Genomic DNA, 15,072 nt, shown 5'->3' with positions numbered 1-15,072 from the left:
TGATTCTCCGCTGAGTCTGATGGCAATAGGCATCAGCCTATCATTTCAGAGTGCCTGTGGTGCATGGGTGCCACGAAGGGCCTAGATGATACGGACAAAACCGATCAATCCACCCGAACCAGGACCGCATCCCCCTGGGCGGATCCGCTGCAAATACCGGCGACTCCCAGTCCGCCACCGCGGCGGCGCAGTTCCTGAATCAGGGTGAGGATGATCCGGGCGCCGCTAGCTCCGATCGGATGGCCGAGGGCCACCGCACCGCCGTTTACGTTCACCTTTTCATCATCCCAGCCGAGAATTTTTCCGTTAGCCAGGGCGACGGCGGCGAAGGCTTCGTTCACTTCGAACCGATCGATCTGATCCAGAGTGAGGTTCTGTTTTTTCAGCAGCTTTTGGATGGCATAGGCGGGAGTGATCGGGAAATACCGGGCTTCCATCGCCACCGCCGCATGACCCAGAATGCGGGCCACCGGCCGAGCCCCCAGCTCTTCGGCCTTGTCCGCCGAAGAGAGAACCAGGGCACAAGCTCCATCGTTAACTCCCGGTGCATTGCCGGCCGTGATCGACCCATCCTTCAGAAAGACCGGTTTTAAGCCGGCCAGCTTCTCTACCGAGGTATCCCGCCGCGGGGCCTCATCGGTATCCACCACGGTCTCCCCTTTGCGCCCTTTTACAGTGACCGGCACAATCTCTTCCGCCATGAAGCCGCGATCGATAGCATTGATGGCCCGTTCATGGCTTCGTGCTGCCCAGCGGTCCTGTTCTTCCCGGGAGACCTTGTATTCCGCAGCTACATTACTGCCGTGGACGACCATATGCACCCCATCAAAGGCACACCAGAGACCGTCGTGAATCATGAGATCGACCACTTTCCCATCACCCATCCGCTGGCCCCAGCGGCCACCGGGGAGGATGTAGGGGGAGTTGGACATGGACTCCATGCCGCCGGCCACCACCACGCCCGCATCGCCTGCACGGATGATCTGCTCAGCCAAGGTGGCGCTCCTCATGCCGGAAGCACACACTTTATTGATCGTCTCCGTCCCCACCTCCCAGGGAAGGCCAGCCTTCCGTGCGGCCTGACGGGAGGGAATCTGTCCGGTTCCTCCCTGGAGCACCATTCCCATAATCACTTCATCCACCGCATCTGTCGGGACACCGGAACGATCCAGAGCTCCGCGGATCGCCGCCCCGCCCAGGTCCACAGCGGGCACATCCTTCAACCCGCCCCCAAACCTGCCGAAGGGGGTGCGGGCTCCGCCCAGTACGACTGTCTCCTTCATTGAAGCACCTCCACTAAATTCTCTACCGAGCGCTCGTTCGGATTTTATAAGTAAAAAAACGCTTCCAATATAAAGATTACTCTGTTTCCTCTGACTTGACAATGCTTTTTCGTCCTTTAAGAATAGATGGAAATTTTTATCCAATATTATCCGATTCCTTTCTGTAGCCGCTACAGGGGATCGGAGTGTCCAGTCGATCCCAGTTAATGGATGTGGGGTGCTCCCCGTTATACCTGATTCGGTCAGTTGGATCTTGCAGACCTTGGTGCTGCAGGATCAGTCGATCCAAATCAGCGAAGAGGTCTCCAGCAGCCCACCAAGCGGTCAGCGACAAGGAGTAGCAACATCACGAATGTCGACGCAAACCGCCCTTCTTTCGTTACAAACAAAAGAAAAACCCCGGAAATATCCGGGGGTCCGAACCATCAATGCACCCCTTCCGCGACCGGGGCCGGTTTTTCTTCAAAGTTTACCGAGAGGGCCAACACCTCGGCTACATCCATCGTCTTCACGTCATCTTCCACTTCCTTCGCTTTAGTCCCGTCACTCATCATGGTGAGACAGTAAGGACAAGCGCTTCCGATCAAGCTGGGGTTGACGGAGAGAGCCTGTTCGGTCCGGGCGGTATTGACGCGAACGCCGGACTGCTCTTCCAGCCACATCATACCGCCACCGGCGCCACAACACATGCCGTTTTCCCGGTTCCGTTCCATTTCTACCAATTCGATTCCCGGGATCGACTGGAAGATGAAGCGGGGGGCATCATACTCTTCATTGTACCGGCCCAAGTAACAAGAATCGTGGTAGGTGACCCGTTCCTTCACTTCCTTTTCCGGCTTGAGGCGTCCCTCGCGGATCAATTGGGCCAATAGCTGCGTATGGTGATACACTTCTACACCTTCCAGACCGAAGTCCGGGTATTCGTTTTTGATCACGTTATAGGCGTGGGGATCTGCTGTCACGATTTTTTTCACGTTATATTTCTTGAACTGAGCAATATTGTCCGTAGCCAACTGTTGGAACAAAAATTCGTTACCCATGCGGCGAGCGGTATCCCCGGAGTTCTTCTCCTTTTTACCCAGGATGGCAAACTTGACGCCGGCATGGTTGAGCAGTTTCACCAGGGAACGGGCCACTTTTTGGCTCCGGTTATCGTAGGAGGCCATGGAACCGACGAAGAAGAGGTAGTCAAAATCCTTCTGCTCTTTCACCGTCGGAGCTTCCAGCCCTTCTTCCAGGGCGTCGCGCCATTTCTCCCGCTCTTTCTTGCTAAGGCCCCAGGGATTCCCCTGACGCTCGATATTTTGGAAGGTGCGGGTAGCTTCTGCCGGCATTTTACCCTGGGTCAACACCAGGTGGCGGCGCATGTCGAGGATTTTATCGACGTGTTCGTTGGAAACCGGGCAGGCATCCTCACAGTTGCGGCAGGTGGTACAGGCCCACAGTTCCTCTTCCGTGATCACATCTCCGATCAGTTCCACCGGATAGTCGTAGTTCCCTTCCTCGTCACGGGTTGCCGCCACTTCCGTAGCTGCATTGGCCCCGCTGAAAGCGTAGGCGGGCATCCACGGACTCCGGGAGGTGATGGCGGCCCCTTTTTCCGTCAGGTGGTCCCGCATCTTCACCAACAGATCCATGGGGGAGAGCATTTTCCCGGTGCCGGCGGCGGGGCAGACACTGGTACACCGACCGCATTCGACGCATGCATAAAGATCGATCAATTGCTTCTGATCAAAGTTTTCGATCTTGTTGACACCGTATTCGGTGAGGGATTCGTCCTCAAAATCGATCGGCTTCAGCTTAGACGGCGGATCCTGCCGCTTTAAAAAGGTATTGACCGGCGCCACCAGCAGGTGGAAGTGTTTGGACTGGGGGACATAGACCATAAAGGCCAACAGGTCCAAAGCGTGAATCCACCAGAAGATGTAGAATGCGACAGCGGCGGCTTCTGGTGACATCCAGGAGAAGGCCGCGGCGATCGTCGAGGAAACCGGAGTGGCCCAGGCCGGGAGTTCTCCGGTTATGCCCCAAATGTGTTCAAAGGCGGTAGAGAACAGAATCGAGGTCATCAACACAGACAGGAAAATAACAACCAAACCGGCTTTAAAGCCTCGCTTCAACCGGGCCAATTTTTCCACAAAGCGACGGTAGAAGGAATAGAGCGTCGCCAACAAAACGGCGGTCACGGTGATCTCCTGGATCAGCATAAATACCGGATAAGCCGGCAACGGCAAATGTTTCCCGGGAAATAGCCCCTTGATAAAGAGGTCGATCGCCCCAAACTGAATGATAATAAAGCCGTAAAACATCACCACGTGCATAATCCCACTTTTGGGATCCTTCAACAGCTTCTTCTGTCCGAATACATTGACCAGCACCTCGTTGATACGGGCCTTCATATCCGTGGAGAAGTCAGCCGGTTTTCCCAGACGAATATAGGTGTACCTGGCATACACCACCTTGGCCGTCAGATAGACGCCATAACCGGCAACGATGATAAAGGCTAGCAGGTTGATGATTTCCAACACGGACACGTTGATTCACTCCTTTTTTAGCAAGAGTCGGCTGAAGGCGAATATTCGTACTGTTTAAGCGCTCCGTACCCGATTCCGGTCCGGGTGAACCTCCGTTCCACCTGACAACGATTTCATCAGCTGAGTCTTCCCGTTAGTGGTAGGTCCATTGTAGCATAAAATGAGTGGGTATTCATTCACCCCTTTGTCTTTTATTTTGAAACCGCTTCCTCCCATTATGGTAACCGGTGGGTGGAAACTTGTCGAGACAGGGCTGGTTAGGGCCGTATTTATCAGCTGGAAGGATTTTTCTGAACATTATATAAATTATATAAAAAAGGAAATGGAGGTAACTTTTATGAAGCGCCTGTTTTCTTTATTGCTCATGACCGCTCTGGTGACCACATCTTTATTCACATTCGGGATGAGCGGGAACGTTTACGCCGCAACTACTTGGAATTACACTGCGTTGGGGGATTCTCTGGGCACCGGTTTTGGTGCTTGGTACGGGTATGTTTCGCGATACCGGGATCATATGGAGGATGACACTGGCATCACCGTCAACCTGAATAATTTAAGCGTGAACGGGTGGACCAGCACCGATCTCTTAGACGCCCTCAAAAACGATCCCTCCTATCGGGAGGCCGTGGCCTCCGCCGACGTGGTCACCTGGGACGTGGGGGGAAACGACATGCGCAAGGCCCGTAACAGCTATATTTCTGAAACATGCGGAGGTGCGAACAATGAAGACTGCCTCCGGGAAGCGGTGGACACCTTTCAATCCAACTGTGAGCATCATCCACGACTTGCGGGCCGAAAAGCCCACCAACTTCAAGACGATGAACGTCTACAATCCCTACGTCAACGAAGACAAAGCCGCCCCCAGTTATGACGGATCCACCACCCGTTTTGCTGTATTTAAACCTTATCTCGATGAAGTGAACCAATTTATCGACAACCAACAATCCCGCGGTTACGAGATGGCCGATATCTACACCGCCTTCAACGGCCCCAACCACGACCAGGATCCTGGCGACAAGGGATATATCTTCTTAGACGGACTCCATCCCAACGATACCGGTCATCGAGTGATCGCCGAACACTTCCGGAGCTTAGGCTACGATCCCCTGCAATGAACAGGCAAAAAAGGGCCTTCGGTCAATCCATCCGGAGGCTCTTTTAAGGGTCGGCTTTTTTCGACAGCTGAAGCGAAAAAAGAAACATAAGGGAGTGTTGTGGGGGATGTACGTCGCCACAGAGGCACGGAATCGGGGCATGGGACAAGCCCTGCTGAAAGAACTCCTGCGTCGTGCCGAAGGGCTCGTCGGCCTAGAAAATCCAATTGACAGTAACCGCCCCCAACACCACGGCCAAAAAGCTGTATCAACAAGCCGGTTTTCGATGTGTATGTTCTTCATCTGTCTTCATAAGAAAAGCCCGGCGGAAGTGGACACCGGGTTTTAACCTTCGTTTTCTCACAGCATGATGGGCAGCGCATAAATGACGATCACCGCAAGGTATATGAATAGGAGACACATCAAGGACAACAGTCCGACCAAGCTCCAACCGATGATCGACCTCACCAAGGGATTTTGTTGATTCACCCACGCGGCGACCCGGTCCTTTCCCAACATCCAGAAAGGCTTTTTTGGGGGTCGTTTCCGCTGCTGTATGTGTTGGCGGCGTTGGGGGGGATGCCGACTGGGTATCGCCGATGAATCCGCCGTCACCGGGTCAACCGGCCCCGTCATCCCGTTCCCTCCCTTCCTTTCCTGTCTCCGACTCATGGTTTCCTTTCTCACCGTAACGGAAATCACTCCCTATTGGTCAGACCTACCGTCGATCAGAATCAGAAAACAGCGACTCGAGGTGCGTTTTTTCTTCGTCTCCACGGTTTTGGCTGACTCTGAATCCGTTTCTGAAAGCTTTCTCTTTTAAGCTTAGTCGTTGCACTCCCTGCTGGCTATCGGCCGAAGGTACAGGTTGCACCCCCGACCTTCGGCTTATCTCCATGGATCGTATGAAGAAAAACCATTTTTCTCGCGTAAGACGAAATCTTTAGGGGAGGTTGCTTATTTATGAATGTGGATCAGGTGAAAACGGAGCGGCTACCCCTGCGCAAACCAGAGCCAAAGGATGTAATCGATATCTTTTCTATCGAAGGGGATCCCGCCACCAATCGCTATCGGCCCGCCGGTCCGATGAAAGACCGACAGGAGGCGGAAGAAACCTTGAAACAATGGCGAACAGACTGAGCCAAGGATGGGTTTGGCTATTGGGCGGTGGTGTTGCCTGAGACAAAAAAGGTGATCGGGATCGGAGGAATCCGGCGGGATTACTGGCAGGAACAAGAAGTATTAAACCTTTACTACCGCTTTTCCCCCCGGGCCTGGGGCCACGGTTATGCAACGGAGGTGGCACAGGCCGCCGTCCAGATAGCCCGTCGGTATCTGCCGAATGTGCCCCTCGTGGCCCGCATTCGCCCCGCCAACACCCCCTCCATCCGGGTGGTGGAACGGATCGGCCTCCGTCGTCGTCCCCAGTGGGATACAGCGGAACACCAGTTGTTTGTTTTACCCTCCTGATCCTGTCAAGTGGAGCGGCGCTTCCCCTCGTCTCTAAACAAACATTTAATCACAACGCTTCTCGATGGAACACTGAGAAGCTGCTGCTCAAAGAGGGTGATCATCGTAAATAGAGCCGTTTGGTTATCGGGCAGCCGGGAAACCGGCTAGGAAGCCTCACCAGGTTTTTCTTTGCAGGTCGGCGGCAAAAATTTGTACAGGATGCCCGCAAAAAACCGTGTCCGTTCGAACCACAATCCATTTTTGCGGGCGACGCGCCGGGAGCGAATGTTGTCCGGGTGAATGATGGAGATCACCCGCTTCTCCCCTTGTGCTTGAGCCAACTGTTTCAACTGGGAAGCCGCTTCCAGGGCATAGCCCCGCCCCCAATAAATGCGAGCCAGCCAGTAAGGCCTAACCGACGGGTCGGGCTAATTCCTTGGTTTCCAACCGAAAAAACCCCGCTCCCCAGGGTTCCCGACCCCGAACGGTGGAACATCCGGCGGGCCGCCTCCGTTCCAGGCGGAATCGCTTGCCCGTTCCCGATAAAATGCATCCTTTCCGGATCGGAAATCAAAGACGAAAAAAAGATCATCCGCCTCCTGATAGAACTGAAACCTCAACCGCTCGCTTTCGATGATTTTCCCATCATCTACATCCTCCGATCCATGAGTTTGTAAAAACCGGGACTTACCCCTCGCCGCTCATCGCGATCGATTCCCCGTTCGGTCGAGGATGGGTAAAAATATCCTCAGATGCCTGGGGAAAAAGGATTGACCTTTACGTTACGTAAAGCTTTACGGTGGGAGTGAGGAGGTGAACCGATGGAATATACCGTGCAGAAGCTGGCCCAGCTGGCGGGGGTCAGCTCCAGAACCCTGCGGTATTACGATGAGATCGGCATTTTAAACCCGGCGAGGATCAACGCGTCCGGATACCGGATCTACGGCCCGGCGGAAGTGGACCGACTGCAGCAAATCCTGTTCTACAAAGAATTGGGGTTCCGCCTGGAGCAGATCAAACAGATCGTGACCGACCCCGGTTTCGACCGAACTCGCGCTTTGCAAGAACATCGCCAGCAGCTTCTCGCCGAGCGGAAACGGTTGGATGTACTGATCCACAATGTGGAAAAAACCATCGCCTTTATGGAGGGGAAACAAACCATGACGGATAAGGACAAATTTGAGGGGTTTAAAGAACAATTGATCGAGGAGAACGAAAAGAAGTACGGTGAGGAGATTCGAGCAAAGTACGGCGACGAAGTGGTCGACCGATCCAACGAAAAGCTGAAAAACATGACCCAGGAGCAGTTTGAAAAATTTAAGCACCTGGAGAAAGAGATCAAAACCACCTTAGCAAAAGCATTTAAAAACGGCGACCCTGCCAGTGACATCGCCCAACGTGCAGCCCACCTGCACAAGCAGTGGTTAACCCATTGCTGGGATAACTACAACAAAGAAGCCCATGCCGGCCTGGCCCAGATGTATGTGGATGATCCACGGTTCACCGCGTACTACGATGAGGAGCAACCCGGCATGGCGAAGTTTTTGCGAGATGCCATCCACATCTACACGGGTTTTAAGCGCTAAGTGGCAGTATTCGGTTGTGATCCCGTTGTCTGGCCACACAAAAATGGGTAAGGGAATAACAAACACCCCACCAGTCAGAGAAGTGAAATTGGTGGGGTGTTTTCCTGCTCAACATCGGTTGAAGCCAGACACTAAAACATACTGTTTGGGTTGGTGCCATCAGCTCCAGAGGTCGAGTTTTATGATTCGCCGACGAATGCCCAACGGGAGATTGCACAGTGTGACCAAGGGGGCTTTATGAAACGAGAAAAAGGCTTGGTGTCAGCGGATCCATGACCAAATATAAATCATTCCCTCCGCACAAATTAATAGCAACGGTTGGTTAAGGAGGGTCATGATGAAACGACGAACCATCTGGATGATTGTGCTGGGTTTGGCTTTTGCGGGGGTTCTCTCCGTTTATTTTTTAGAACCTGAGATGGCATATATGCCCGCGACAGACAAGGTTTTAAACCGACCCGATTCATCGGAACAAGAAACGACCTATTATGATCTTAACGGAAAAACCCTCTCTGCAAAGGAAGGGAAACAACATCCGGAAGCGGTTGCCGTCACGCCTTCTCTTATAAAATCCGGACGTGAAACGTTCTATAAAGAAACCTTTGGGAACGAGGTGTTTTTGACGGACATCGTGGGCTTAGTGGACGGCCCCCTGACCATTCCCAAGATCATGAAAGCGATCCTCCAGCTGAAAGGAAAAGGAACCGACAACCTACAGGTGGAGTTGGCCCAAACCGTTACCCTCGGAGGGAAAACCTATCGGAAGGGGAGCAAAATCGACACTGGAATCGATGTCCCCAAGGGATCCTTTATGCCGTTGGGGATGCCGGTAAAATTCCGAGAGGGACAGCTGAAGGTGGGCGTTTCCTGCGCCGCCTGTCATGCCACAGTCGACCGGCAAACCAAAAAGGTGGTGGAAGGAGCGGCAAACAGCAATCTCAACCAAGGCCTGCTCTTGGCGATGGGCACCAATTCCGCAGCTTACTTTACCCACACTCAGCTGACCCCCCGTCAACTAGCCGGGTTAAAGCGATATTTGGATGATCCGAAACAGTCGCTGCCAGAACCGAAGGCGATCGAAAAACAGGTGGATCAGGTATTTTCCAAATGGCCGAGAGGGAGCTTCGACTCCACCATCGACCTAAAGAGCAATCCGACGAAAATCCCCGATTCCTTTACATTCGGGGCTCATCCTTACGGCTGGAGCGGGTTTGCCTCCACCGGTCCGTTTCACGGATTGAGCGTCTTTTCTAACAATGTCCACGCCCAAAATTCAGATACTCTCACTCAAGCGGACGCCAGTCCGGCCCTCTTTGGCATTCCCAAGGAAGCGTATTTAGGCACCATCCTCCAAAACGCTGCCCATCCCCGGTTCCGCTACCGCCCTGAAGACGGGAAAAAACCGTCTCAATTCTTCGCTTCCGTGGACCCCACCCCGGGGACACCCGGTGTCAACGAGGTGGTCGTACCTCCCACTTTCCCGAAATCGACACCGGTGGCACCGGCGGGGGTGTTGATCAGTTCTCCAGGAACCAAGGTGGGGCAACAAAACAACGCCATGGCCGCCTGGCAAAATACCCTCGTTCCTCCCAAAGCACCGGTTACCCTGGATGAGAAGAAGGTAGAACGCGGCCGGAAGGTCTTCCGACGGGCTGGTTGCATCCGTTGTCACGCAGGGGGAGCTTTCACCCGCAATCGCATCATTCCGGCTGATATCGTAAAAACTGAGCCGTCCCGAGCCCAGGCACTAAAAAAGACGGGCAACCGTTTCGGTCCCCCGATACTGTATCGACCCGATACACCAGTTCCGCCTCCGAAAGGGGCGCGAACCTTGAAAGTCCCCTATGATTCAAAAAAAGTACGCTTGGGATTTGCCCACGGAGACTCCCCCGGTGGCTACAAAACTCCCAGTCTGAAGGGGTTGTACTGGCGAGCTCCGTACCTCCATGATGGGGGAGTGGCCGTCGGCCTACGACAGGAAAAAGGGGTCACAGGCACGTTGTTGAAAGGAATCCAACCCGATCCGTTCAAGAGCTTAACCGCCTTGCTGGATAAAGATATCCGCCAACAAGTCATACAAGCTAATCAAGACTCGCCGGACTTGCGATCCTTGCATATTCAAGGAATCGGACACGAGTATTGGGTGGATGACAACACAGGGTTTTCAAAAGAGGAGCAACAAGCGTTGGTGCACTATCTTCTCTCCCTGCCTGAGAAAAAATAACTCTCCGAACTGTAAGCAAGGGGTGCGTAACGGTCCCCATACTCTCAAGGAGACTTCCACCCCCGATTACCTCTCTTTGTGTAAAACATCGTATCTTGCTTATCACTTCCCCCAGTTAAACGGGGGTTTTGTATTGGAAACAGCAAAGACTTGGATCACACCGCCAACAAAAACAACACCGAAAATTCACAAAATGATGGCCGAACCCCTGTGGATGGGATCAAAAAAGGAAGCCATCCATTCCCTCAATCGGCCCATAAGAGCCTTTTTTCATTAATCGTCTTCAACTTCCCAAACAAATCGCTTTCGAGTGGCGTCTATGGCCTTTATCCCCGCCCAACAGGAAAAAAAGAGGCCCGAGCATGATCATGGACCTTCGTCGTGTACAACATTCATGGGGGATTCGTCCATCAACAGTCGTTCGTCACCCACCAGAGGGATGGAACAAAAGTAGAGGTTCAGCCATCCTTCACTTTTTTCAATCCGAGTGATGGTTCCGTTTGTATCTTTATGCTCCCAAACTGAATACCGCCAGATCAGGCCCAACTCCCGATTGTTGACCTTCCGTTAAAATCATCGATAACTTCTTCCTTGATCAGGATTGGAGGAGAAGTTTTTAAGGACATGGGCATCATTCCTTGTCTTCATCTGTGATCGGTTATTAGACTGCCCAAAAAAGGAAGGGCTATCGGGATTCACCTTATTCTTCTCGGTATCCAAAAAGAAGAATGCCGGCTCTATGGGCCGGCTTCCGGGTTGGGGAAAGATATGGGGTCAAAGAAAAATGGTCAGGCGTTCTATAAAGGGTAGTAAAAAAACAAAGAACGATCAAATCTGTTCCAAATGTTCATTTTGCGTCGCAATGACTCACCCATGCAATTACATCTCCTGTCACACTCCGCGCTGCTTCATCTGTCTAATCCGGGGCTTTAGAAGTATCATTGCTCATCCGCCGCTCCAATTCCCGAACGAGGAAGGAGGCGACATCAGGAGCGAGGGAACCGGGGCCGAAGCCGGCGTCAAAACCCAGTTCCAGGGCCATTTCGTGATTGATGCGGGGGCCGCCGCAGACAAGGATCAGCCGATTTCGGAGACCCTCCGCCTCCGTCAATTCCACCAGGCGAGTCAGGTTGTCGATATGGACCCCCTTCTGGGTGACCACCTGGGAGACGAGAAGGGCATCGGCATCCCGCTCGATCGCCTCGGCCAGCATCTCCTCGTTGGGGACCTGGCTGCCCAGGTTGTAGGCCTCAATCTCGGGGTAGCGTTCCAGCCCGTATTCCCCATCGTATCCCTTCATGTTCATAATGGCATCGATGCCGACGGTGTGGGCATCGGTGCCGGTGCAAGCCCCGATCACCACCAGTTTGCGCCCAATCCGTTCCCGGATAAAGCGGTTGATCGCCTCGTAATTCATCCGTCCGCCGTCGTCCACCTTAGGTACCCGAATCGAGGTGAAATCGACGGTATGGGTGCATGTTCCGTAGACGATAAAAAAGGTATACCCTTCCCCCAGATCATCCATATGATAAACCTGGGGTTCCTCCAATCCCATCTGCGCCGCCAGTTGACGAGCCGCTTGGCGGGCCTCCTCCCCGCAAGGGACCGGCAGGGAGAAGCTGAGCTGGACCGCCCCGTCGCCCAACGTGTCGCCATAGGGTTTAACGCGTTGGAAGTCCACGGCCATGGACCGACCCCTCCTCCCGCGGATCCAGTCCGACCCTTCTTTTCAGCTCCGCCTCCAAGGGATTGTAATAGTTTTCGTCCTTTTCCAGGACACCAGACAATCCCTTGCCGCCGGTGGGGCTTCGCTTCACATCGGCCAGCATGCCCCGCTCCAGTGCTGTAAACAACCCGATCCGCTCCACTTCCTCCAGCATACCGACAGCCCGGTCGAGCACTTCACGGGCTCTGGCTTCCACCCGGCCGCCAGACACAAACTGAATCTCCTCGCCCAAGTGGCGGGCGTTGTTAAAAATGTACTGCGCATTTTCGATGGCCAGTTTGCGGTCGTGAATATGGGGCGTGTGCATCGCTTCCGTCATCATACCGAGGAGTTGCACCCCCTGGCCGGTCAGGATGCTGACCAGGTTAAACATAGCGTCCTGGACATGCCCTTTGAAGATGTTACCGGTCATGTGTTTGGTGGGAGGCATATATTTGAGAGGGGCCTCGGGAAAAATCTGCCTCGACAACTGGGCCTGAGCCAGTTCCAGCAGAAAGCCGTCTTCAAGCTCCGGGTTGATCTCGAAGGCGTGACCCAGTCCCATCTGTTCCGGCGGGAGTCCCGCCAAAAGGGCAAACTGTTCGTTGATAAACTGGGAGGCCAACACGGTGTGGGCCGCTTCCACCGCATCAGCGGTAGTCAGGTAGTTGTCTTCACCGGTGTTGATCATGATTCCGGCATAACCGTTGATCAGACGGGAAAAAGCCTGGTCAATCAAGGTGCGTTGCATGTTGATATCCCGGAACAGGATGCCGTAAAGGGCGTCGTTCAGCATTACATCCAGCCGCTCCATCGCCCCCATGGCGGCGATCTCCGGCATACAGAGACCGGAGCAATAATTGCAAAGGCGGATGTAACGGCCCACCTCTTCCCCCACTTCGTCCAAACCCTGGCGCATCAAACGGAAGTTTTCCTGAGTGGCGTAGGTACCGCCAAACCCTTCCCGGGTCGCCCCGTAGGGGACATAGTCGATCAGGCTCTGCCCGGTGCTGCGGATCACCGCCACGATATCCGCTCCCTGGCGAGCCGCGGACTTCCCTTGGATGATGTCTTCATAGATATCCCCGGTGGCTACGATCACATAGAGATAGGGCTTCCTCCCCTCCCCGAGACGGCGGATTTGTTCCTCTCGTTCCCTCCGATTGGCGGCGATCCGTTCCAGCCCTTGGGCGGCCAACCGCTCCCCTTCCCGCAGAAGGGACGCCCACTCCACCTGGGGAATCTCCGTCAAGCTGAGGGAGCCGGCGGCAACCCGTTCCGCCACCTGCTGAGGGGTGATGTTCTCATGCAGGGCGGCATTCACCACCCAACTGGCGGCACCCGCCGACAACCGGCCTTGTTCCAACAGATGATCCACCACCACATTGGGAAGAGGAACCCCCTCCGTATCCACGCCGTCAATGCCTAAAAGCCGCAGGACCGTTCGTTCCACGGCGACGGTGGTTTTCTTTTCCAGTTCCCTGTTCACATCGGCGGCGATCCGAGCCGCCGCTTTTCGCCCTCGGTCAATCTGCCCTTGATCCAGCCGCAGCTTTTCTCTCATCCTCCAACCCCCTTATGTTCCGTCTTCTCTGCGGATCGGCTCAACCTATTCCGGGCTTCCTTGAGAATGGCGGGAGGAATACCTAACATCCCGGCGATAGAAAGCGCATCCCGAGGAATCGACTCTCCCGACCAGGGGAGAAGCCGGTAATCCATCCGCTCTTCCAACATTCGCTCCCAATCTCCCTCCGCGGTTTCCGCGGGCAAATCCGACAGACCCGCTACCCGGTACACCTGAATTCCCGATACTTCCAGTACTTCGCTGAAATGGGTCACCTGGAGCGACCAGTTCCTTCTCTCAGCCAGATAGCTGGTAAGTGACGCTGATAGAGCCGCCCCCTCCAGCGGATGAGTGCCCCGCCCCGGCTCATCGATCAGCAAAAGGCCGGCTGAAGGGCGCTGCAACACCTCGGCGATCCTTTTCACTTCCGCTCCAAAGGTGCTGAGACCCGCTTGCACATCCTGTCCGTCCCCGATCACCCCGGTAATCCAGTTCACTAAGGGCATAGAACAGGTGCGGGCCGGCACCAGAAATCCATATTGCCCCAGGGAAGCGATCAGTCCCACCGTGGTTAAAGCTACGGTTTTCCCACCCATGTTGGGCCCGATGATTCCCGTCACTCCCTGGCGAACCTCGATGTCCACCGCTGTAAAGGAACGGCCTTTTTCCTCCAGAGACCGAGCCGTGAAGGGATGGACCCCGCCCCGGATCCGAAACGCCCGCCGATCCGGCCCAGGACGGGTCCCGTTCCATCTCTCTGCCATCCGCATCTGAGCCCAGTAGAGGTCAAAGCGGGCAACTTCCTCCACTGCTCCACTCAGGAACCGGGTCTGGGGACGAAAGCGATCTGCCAAGTGACGCAACACTTCTTCTTCCACCGCTTCCAGCCGGTCCGCCGCTTCCGAGCGACGACGGCAAGCCTCCTTCACTTCCGGGGTGGGCGCCGGGCGAAATACCACTTCAAAGGGGGTCTTACGTACCGTTTCCAGCCGGGGATCAGCAAGCAGCGCCGCCAGGTGGGGGGCCTGGCGATCCACCACCCACTCCCCCTCCCGGTTCCGCTGCAGAGGAAACACCTGCTCCACATCGCCGGCGGCCTGTTCTTTCTTCTCCCGTACCTGGTGTTCCGCTTCCTCCAAAATTTGCTGCCACTTTTGTAACCGGGAATCAAAGGAGGCTGCAAGGGAGAAGGAAGGAGTGAGCACCGGATCCGGATTTAACCGGCGCAATACCGACTCCCACGCTTTGACCCCGTATGACAGAGGGAACCTGGGGGCTATCTCCACAATCAAGGAGCACAGTTTCCATCCGTGCCACAAAAACGTTTTTACCTGGAACCAGTCTGATACCGTCAGAGTGGCCCCCTGCTGCAACCTCCCGATGGCATCCGTCGGATCTGACAGCCGGGACAGGTGATGTTCCAGGTGAGGAACTGCTTCCGGTAAGGTTTGCTTCGCCTTTAGGAGCTGCTCCTGCGTCGCAAGATGGGCTTGCCATTGGGCTTCCTCCCCGGGCATGAAGGGGATGAAGGACCGCTTTTTCCTCCGCCCCATCGGGGTTCGGGGCGAAAACTGCGACCAGATCTCCTCCCAGCGGAGTGCCCGCCGGGTCTCCTCATCCATCCACACCA

General features: G+C 54.7%; 13 protein-coding genes and 1 pseudogene. 7 read left to right on the top strand and 7 right to left on the bottom strand.

Annotation, left to right across the window (positions count from 1 at the left end):
• Window positions 1-104: 104 nt before the first annotated feature.
• Window positions 105-1,283 (bottom strand): acetyl-CoA C-acetyltransferase, encoded by a 1,179-nt coding sequence (locus BLP91_RS08365; protein ID WP_091569553.1) that lies wholly within the window; start codon window positions 1,281-1,283, stop codon window positions 105-107.
• A gap of 425 nt (window positions 1,284-1,708) precedes the next feature.
• Window positions 1,709-3,817 carry a (Fe-S)-binding protein gene (locus tag BLP91_RS08360; RefSeq protein WP_091569550.1) on the bottom strand — a complete coding sequence of 703 codons (2,109 nt, stop codon included), beginning with the start codon at window positions 3,815-3,817 and terminating at the stop codon, window positions 1,709-1,711.
• Between the two features lie 337 nt (window positions 3,818-4,154).
• Between BLP91_RS08360 and BLP91_RS08355 the strand changes: the two genes are divergently transcribed.
• Genes BLP91_RS08355 through BLP91_RS17530 form a run of 3 tightly spaced genes read left to right on the top strand, consistent with a single transcriptional unit; the run spans window position 4,155 to window position 5,260 of the window.
• Entirely contained in the window at window positions 4,155-4,688 is a 534-nt protein-coding gene (locus BLP91_RS08355) for a GDSL-type esterase/lipase family protein (protein ID WP_176757909.1), read from the top strand.
• Window positions 4,636-4,932, top strand: a complete 297-nt coding sequence (locus tag BLP91_RS08350) for an SGNH/GDSL hydrolase family protein (RefSeq protein WP_091569545.1) — start codon at window positions 4,636-4,638, stop codon at window positions 4,930-4,932. The genes BLP91_RS08355 and BLP91_RS08350 overlap by 53 nt, the downstream gene beginning before the upstream one ends.
• Entirely contained in the window at window positions 4,919-5,260 is a 342-nt protein-coding gene (locus tag BLP91_RS17530) for a GNAT family N-acetyltransferase (RefSeq protein ID WP_091569543.1), read from the top strand. The genes BLP91_RS08350 and BLP91_RS17530 overlap by 14 nt, the downstream gene beginning before the upstream one ends.
• A gap of 11 nt (window positions 5,261-5,271) precedes the next feature.
• On the opposite strand, the gene BLP91_RS08340 is transcribed toward BLP91_RS17530, so the two are convergent.
• Window positions 5,272-5,547, bottom strand: coding sequence for a hypothetical protein (locus tag BLP91_RS08340; protein WP_091569540.1), 276 nt, complete (start codon window positions 5,545-5,547; stop codon window positions 5,272-5,274).
• A gap of 327 nt (window positions 5,548-5,874) precedes the next feature.
• Here BLP91_RS08340 and BLP91_RS16750 point away from each other — a divergent pair, with 327 nt between their 5' ends.
• Both BLP91_RS16750 and BLP91_RS08335 read left to right on the top strand, forming a co-directional pair.
• On the top strand, window positions 5,875-6,051 hold the full coding sequence (locus BLP91_RS16750; RefSeq protein ID WP_176757908.1) for a GNAT family N-acetyltransferase: 177 nt from the start codon (window positions 5,875-5,877) through the stop codon (window positions 6,049-6,051).
• Between the two features lie 15 nt (window positions 6,052-6,066).
• Window positions 6,067-6,381: pseudogene (locus BLP91_RS08335) on the top strand (GNAT family N-acetyltransferase); the annotation flags it as partial.
• Between the two features lie 146 nt (window positions 6,382-6,527).
• On the opposite strand, the gene BLP91_RS08330 reads toward BLP91_RS08335, so the two are convergent.
• On the bottom strand, window positions 6,528-6,764 hold the full coding sequence (locus tag BLP91_RS08330) for a GNAT family N-acetyltransferase (protein WP_091569535.1): 237 nt from the start codon (window positions 6,762-6,764) through the stop codon (window positions 6,528-6,530).
• Between the two features lie 420 nt (window positions 6,765-7,184).
• Here BLP91_RS08330 and BLP91_RS08320 point away from each other — a divergent pair, with 420 nt between their 5' ends.
• Window positions 7,185-7,949, top strand: coding sequence for a MerR family transcriptional regulator (locus tag BLP91_RS08320; RefSeq protein ID WP_091569528.1), 765 nt, complete (start codon window positions 7,185-7,187; stop codon window positions 7,947-7,949).
• 337 nt (window positions 7,950-8,286) lie between these two features.
• Complete coding sequence (locus BLP91_RS08315; RefSeq protein ID WP_091569526.1) at window positions 8,287-10,173, top strand: electron transport protein; 1,887 nt, start codon at window positions 8,287-8,289, stop codon at window positions 10,171-10,173.
• A gap of 916 nt (window positions 10,174-11,089) precedes the next feature.
• On the opposite strand, the gene kamE is transcribed toward BLP91_RS08315, so the two are convergent.
• Genes kamE through kamC form a run of 3 tightly spaced genes read right to left on the bottom strand, consistent with a single transcriptional unit; the run spans window position 11,090 to window position 15,064 of the window.
• Window positions 11,090-11,860 carry a lysine 5,6-aminomutase subunit beta gene (gene kamE / locus BLP91_RS08305; RefSeq protein WP_091569520.1) on the bottom strand — a complete coding sequence of 257 codons (771 nt, stop codon included), beginning with the start codon at window positions 11,858-11,860 and terminating at the stop codon, window positions 11,090-11,092.
• Window positions 11,835-13,442 (bottom strand): lysine 5,6-aminomutase subunit alpha, encoded by a 1,608-nt coding sequence (kamD, locus tag BLP91_RS08300; protein ID WP_091569518.1) that lies wholly within the window; start codon window positions 13,440-13,442, stop codon window positions 11,835-11,837. The genes kamE and kamD overlap by 26 nt, the downstream gene beginning before the upstream one ends.
• Window positions 13,439-15,064, bottom strand: coding sequence for a lysine 5,6-aminomutase reactivase ATPase KamC (kamC, locus tag BLP91_RS17270; RefSeq protein ID WP_281220519.1), 1,626 nt, complete (start codon window positions 15,062-15,064; stop codon window positions 13,439-13,441). Before kamC ends, kamD begins: the two co-directional genes overlap by 4 nt.
• Window positions 15,065-15,072 lie beyond the last annotated feature (8 nt).

Origin of the sequence: Melghirimyces thermohalophilus, from assembly GCF_900102685.1 — a bacterium.
Lineage (GTDB): Bacteria > Bacillota > Bacilli > Thermoactinomycetales > DSM-45169 > Melghirimyces > Melghirimyces thermohalophilus.
This window is presented reverse-complemented; position numbering and strand designations above follow the sequence as displayed.

Excerpts from the sequence above, each read along its gene's own strand:
- BLP91_RS08365 (WP_091569553.1), bottom strand. The coding sequence starts at position 1,283 with ATGAAGGAGACAGTCGTACTGGGCGGAGCCCGCACCCCCTTCGGCAGG.
- BLP91_RS08355 (WP_176757909.1), top strand. The coding sequence starts at position 4,155 with ATGAAGCGCCTGTTTTCTTTATTGCTCATGACCGCTCTGGTGACCACA.
- BLP91_RS08350 (WP_091569545.1), top strand. The coding sequence starts at position 4,636 with ATGAACGTCTACAATCCCTACGTCAACGAAGACAAAGCCGCCCCCAGT.
- BLP91_RS08340 (WP_091569540.1), bottom strand. The coding sequence starts at position 5,547 with ATGACGGGGCCGGTTGACCCGGTGACGGCGGATTCATCGGCGATACCC.
- BLP91_RS16750 (WP_176757908.1), top strand. The coding sequence starts at position 5,875 with ATGAATGTGGATCAGGTGAAAACGGAGCGGCTACCCCTGCGCAAACCA.
- BLP91_RS08320 (WP_091569528.1), top strand. The coding sequence starts at position 7,185 with ATGGAATATACCGTGCAGAAGCTGGCCCAGCTGGCGGGGGTCAGCTCC.
- BLP91_RS08315 (WP_091569526.1), top strand. The coding sequence starts at position 8,287 with ATGAAACGACGAACCATCTGGATGATTGTGCTGGGTTTGGCTTTTGCG.
- kamE (WP_091569520.1), bottom strand. The coding sequence starts at position 11,860 with ATGGCCGTGGACTTCCAACGCGTTAAACCCTATGGCGACACGTTGGGC.
- kamD (WP_091569518.1), bottom strand. The coding sequence starts at position 13,442 with ATGAGAGAAAAGCTGCGGCTGGATCAAGGGCAGATTGACCGAGGGCGA.
- kamC (WP_281220519.1), bottom strand. The coding sequence starts at position 15,064 with ATGGATGAGGAGACCCGGCGGGCACTCCGCTGGGAGGAGATCTGGTCG.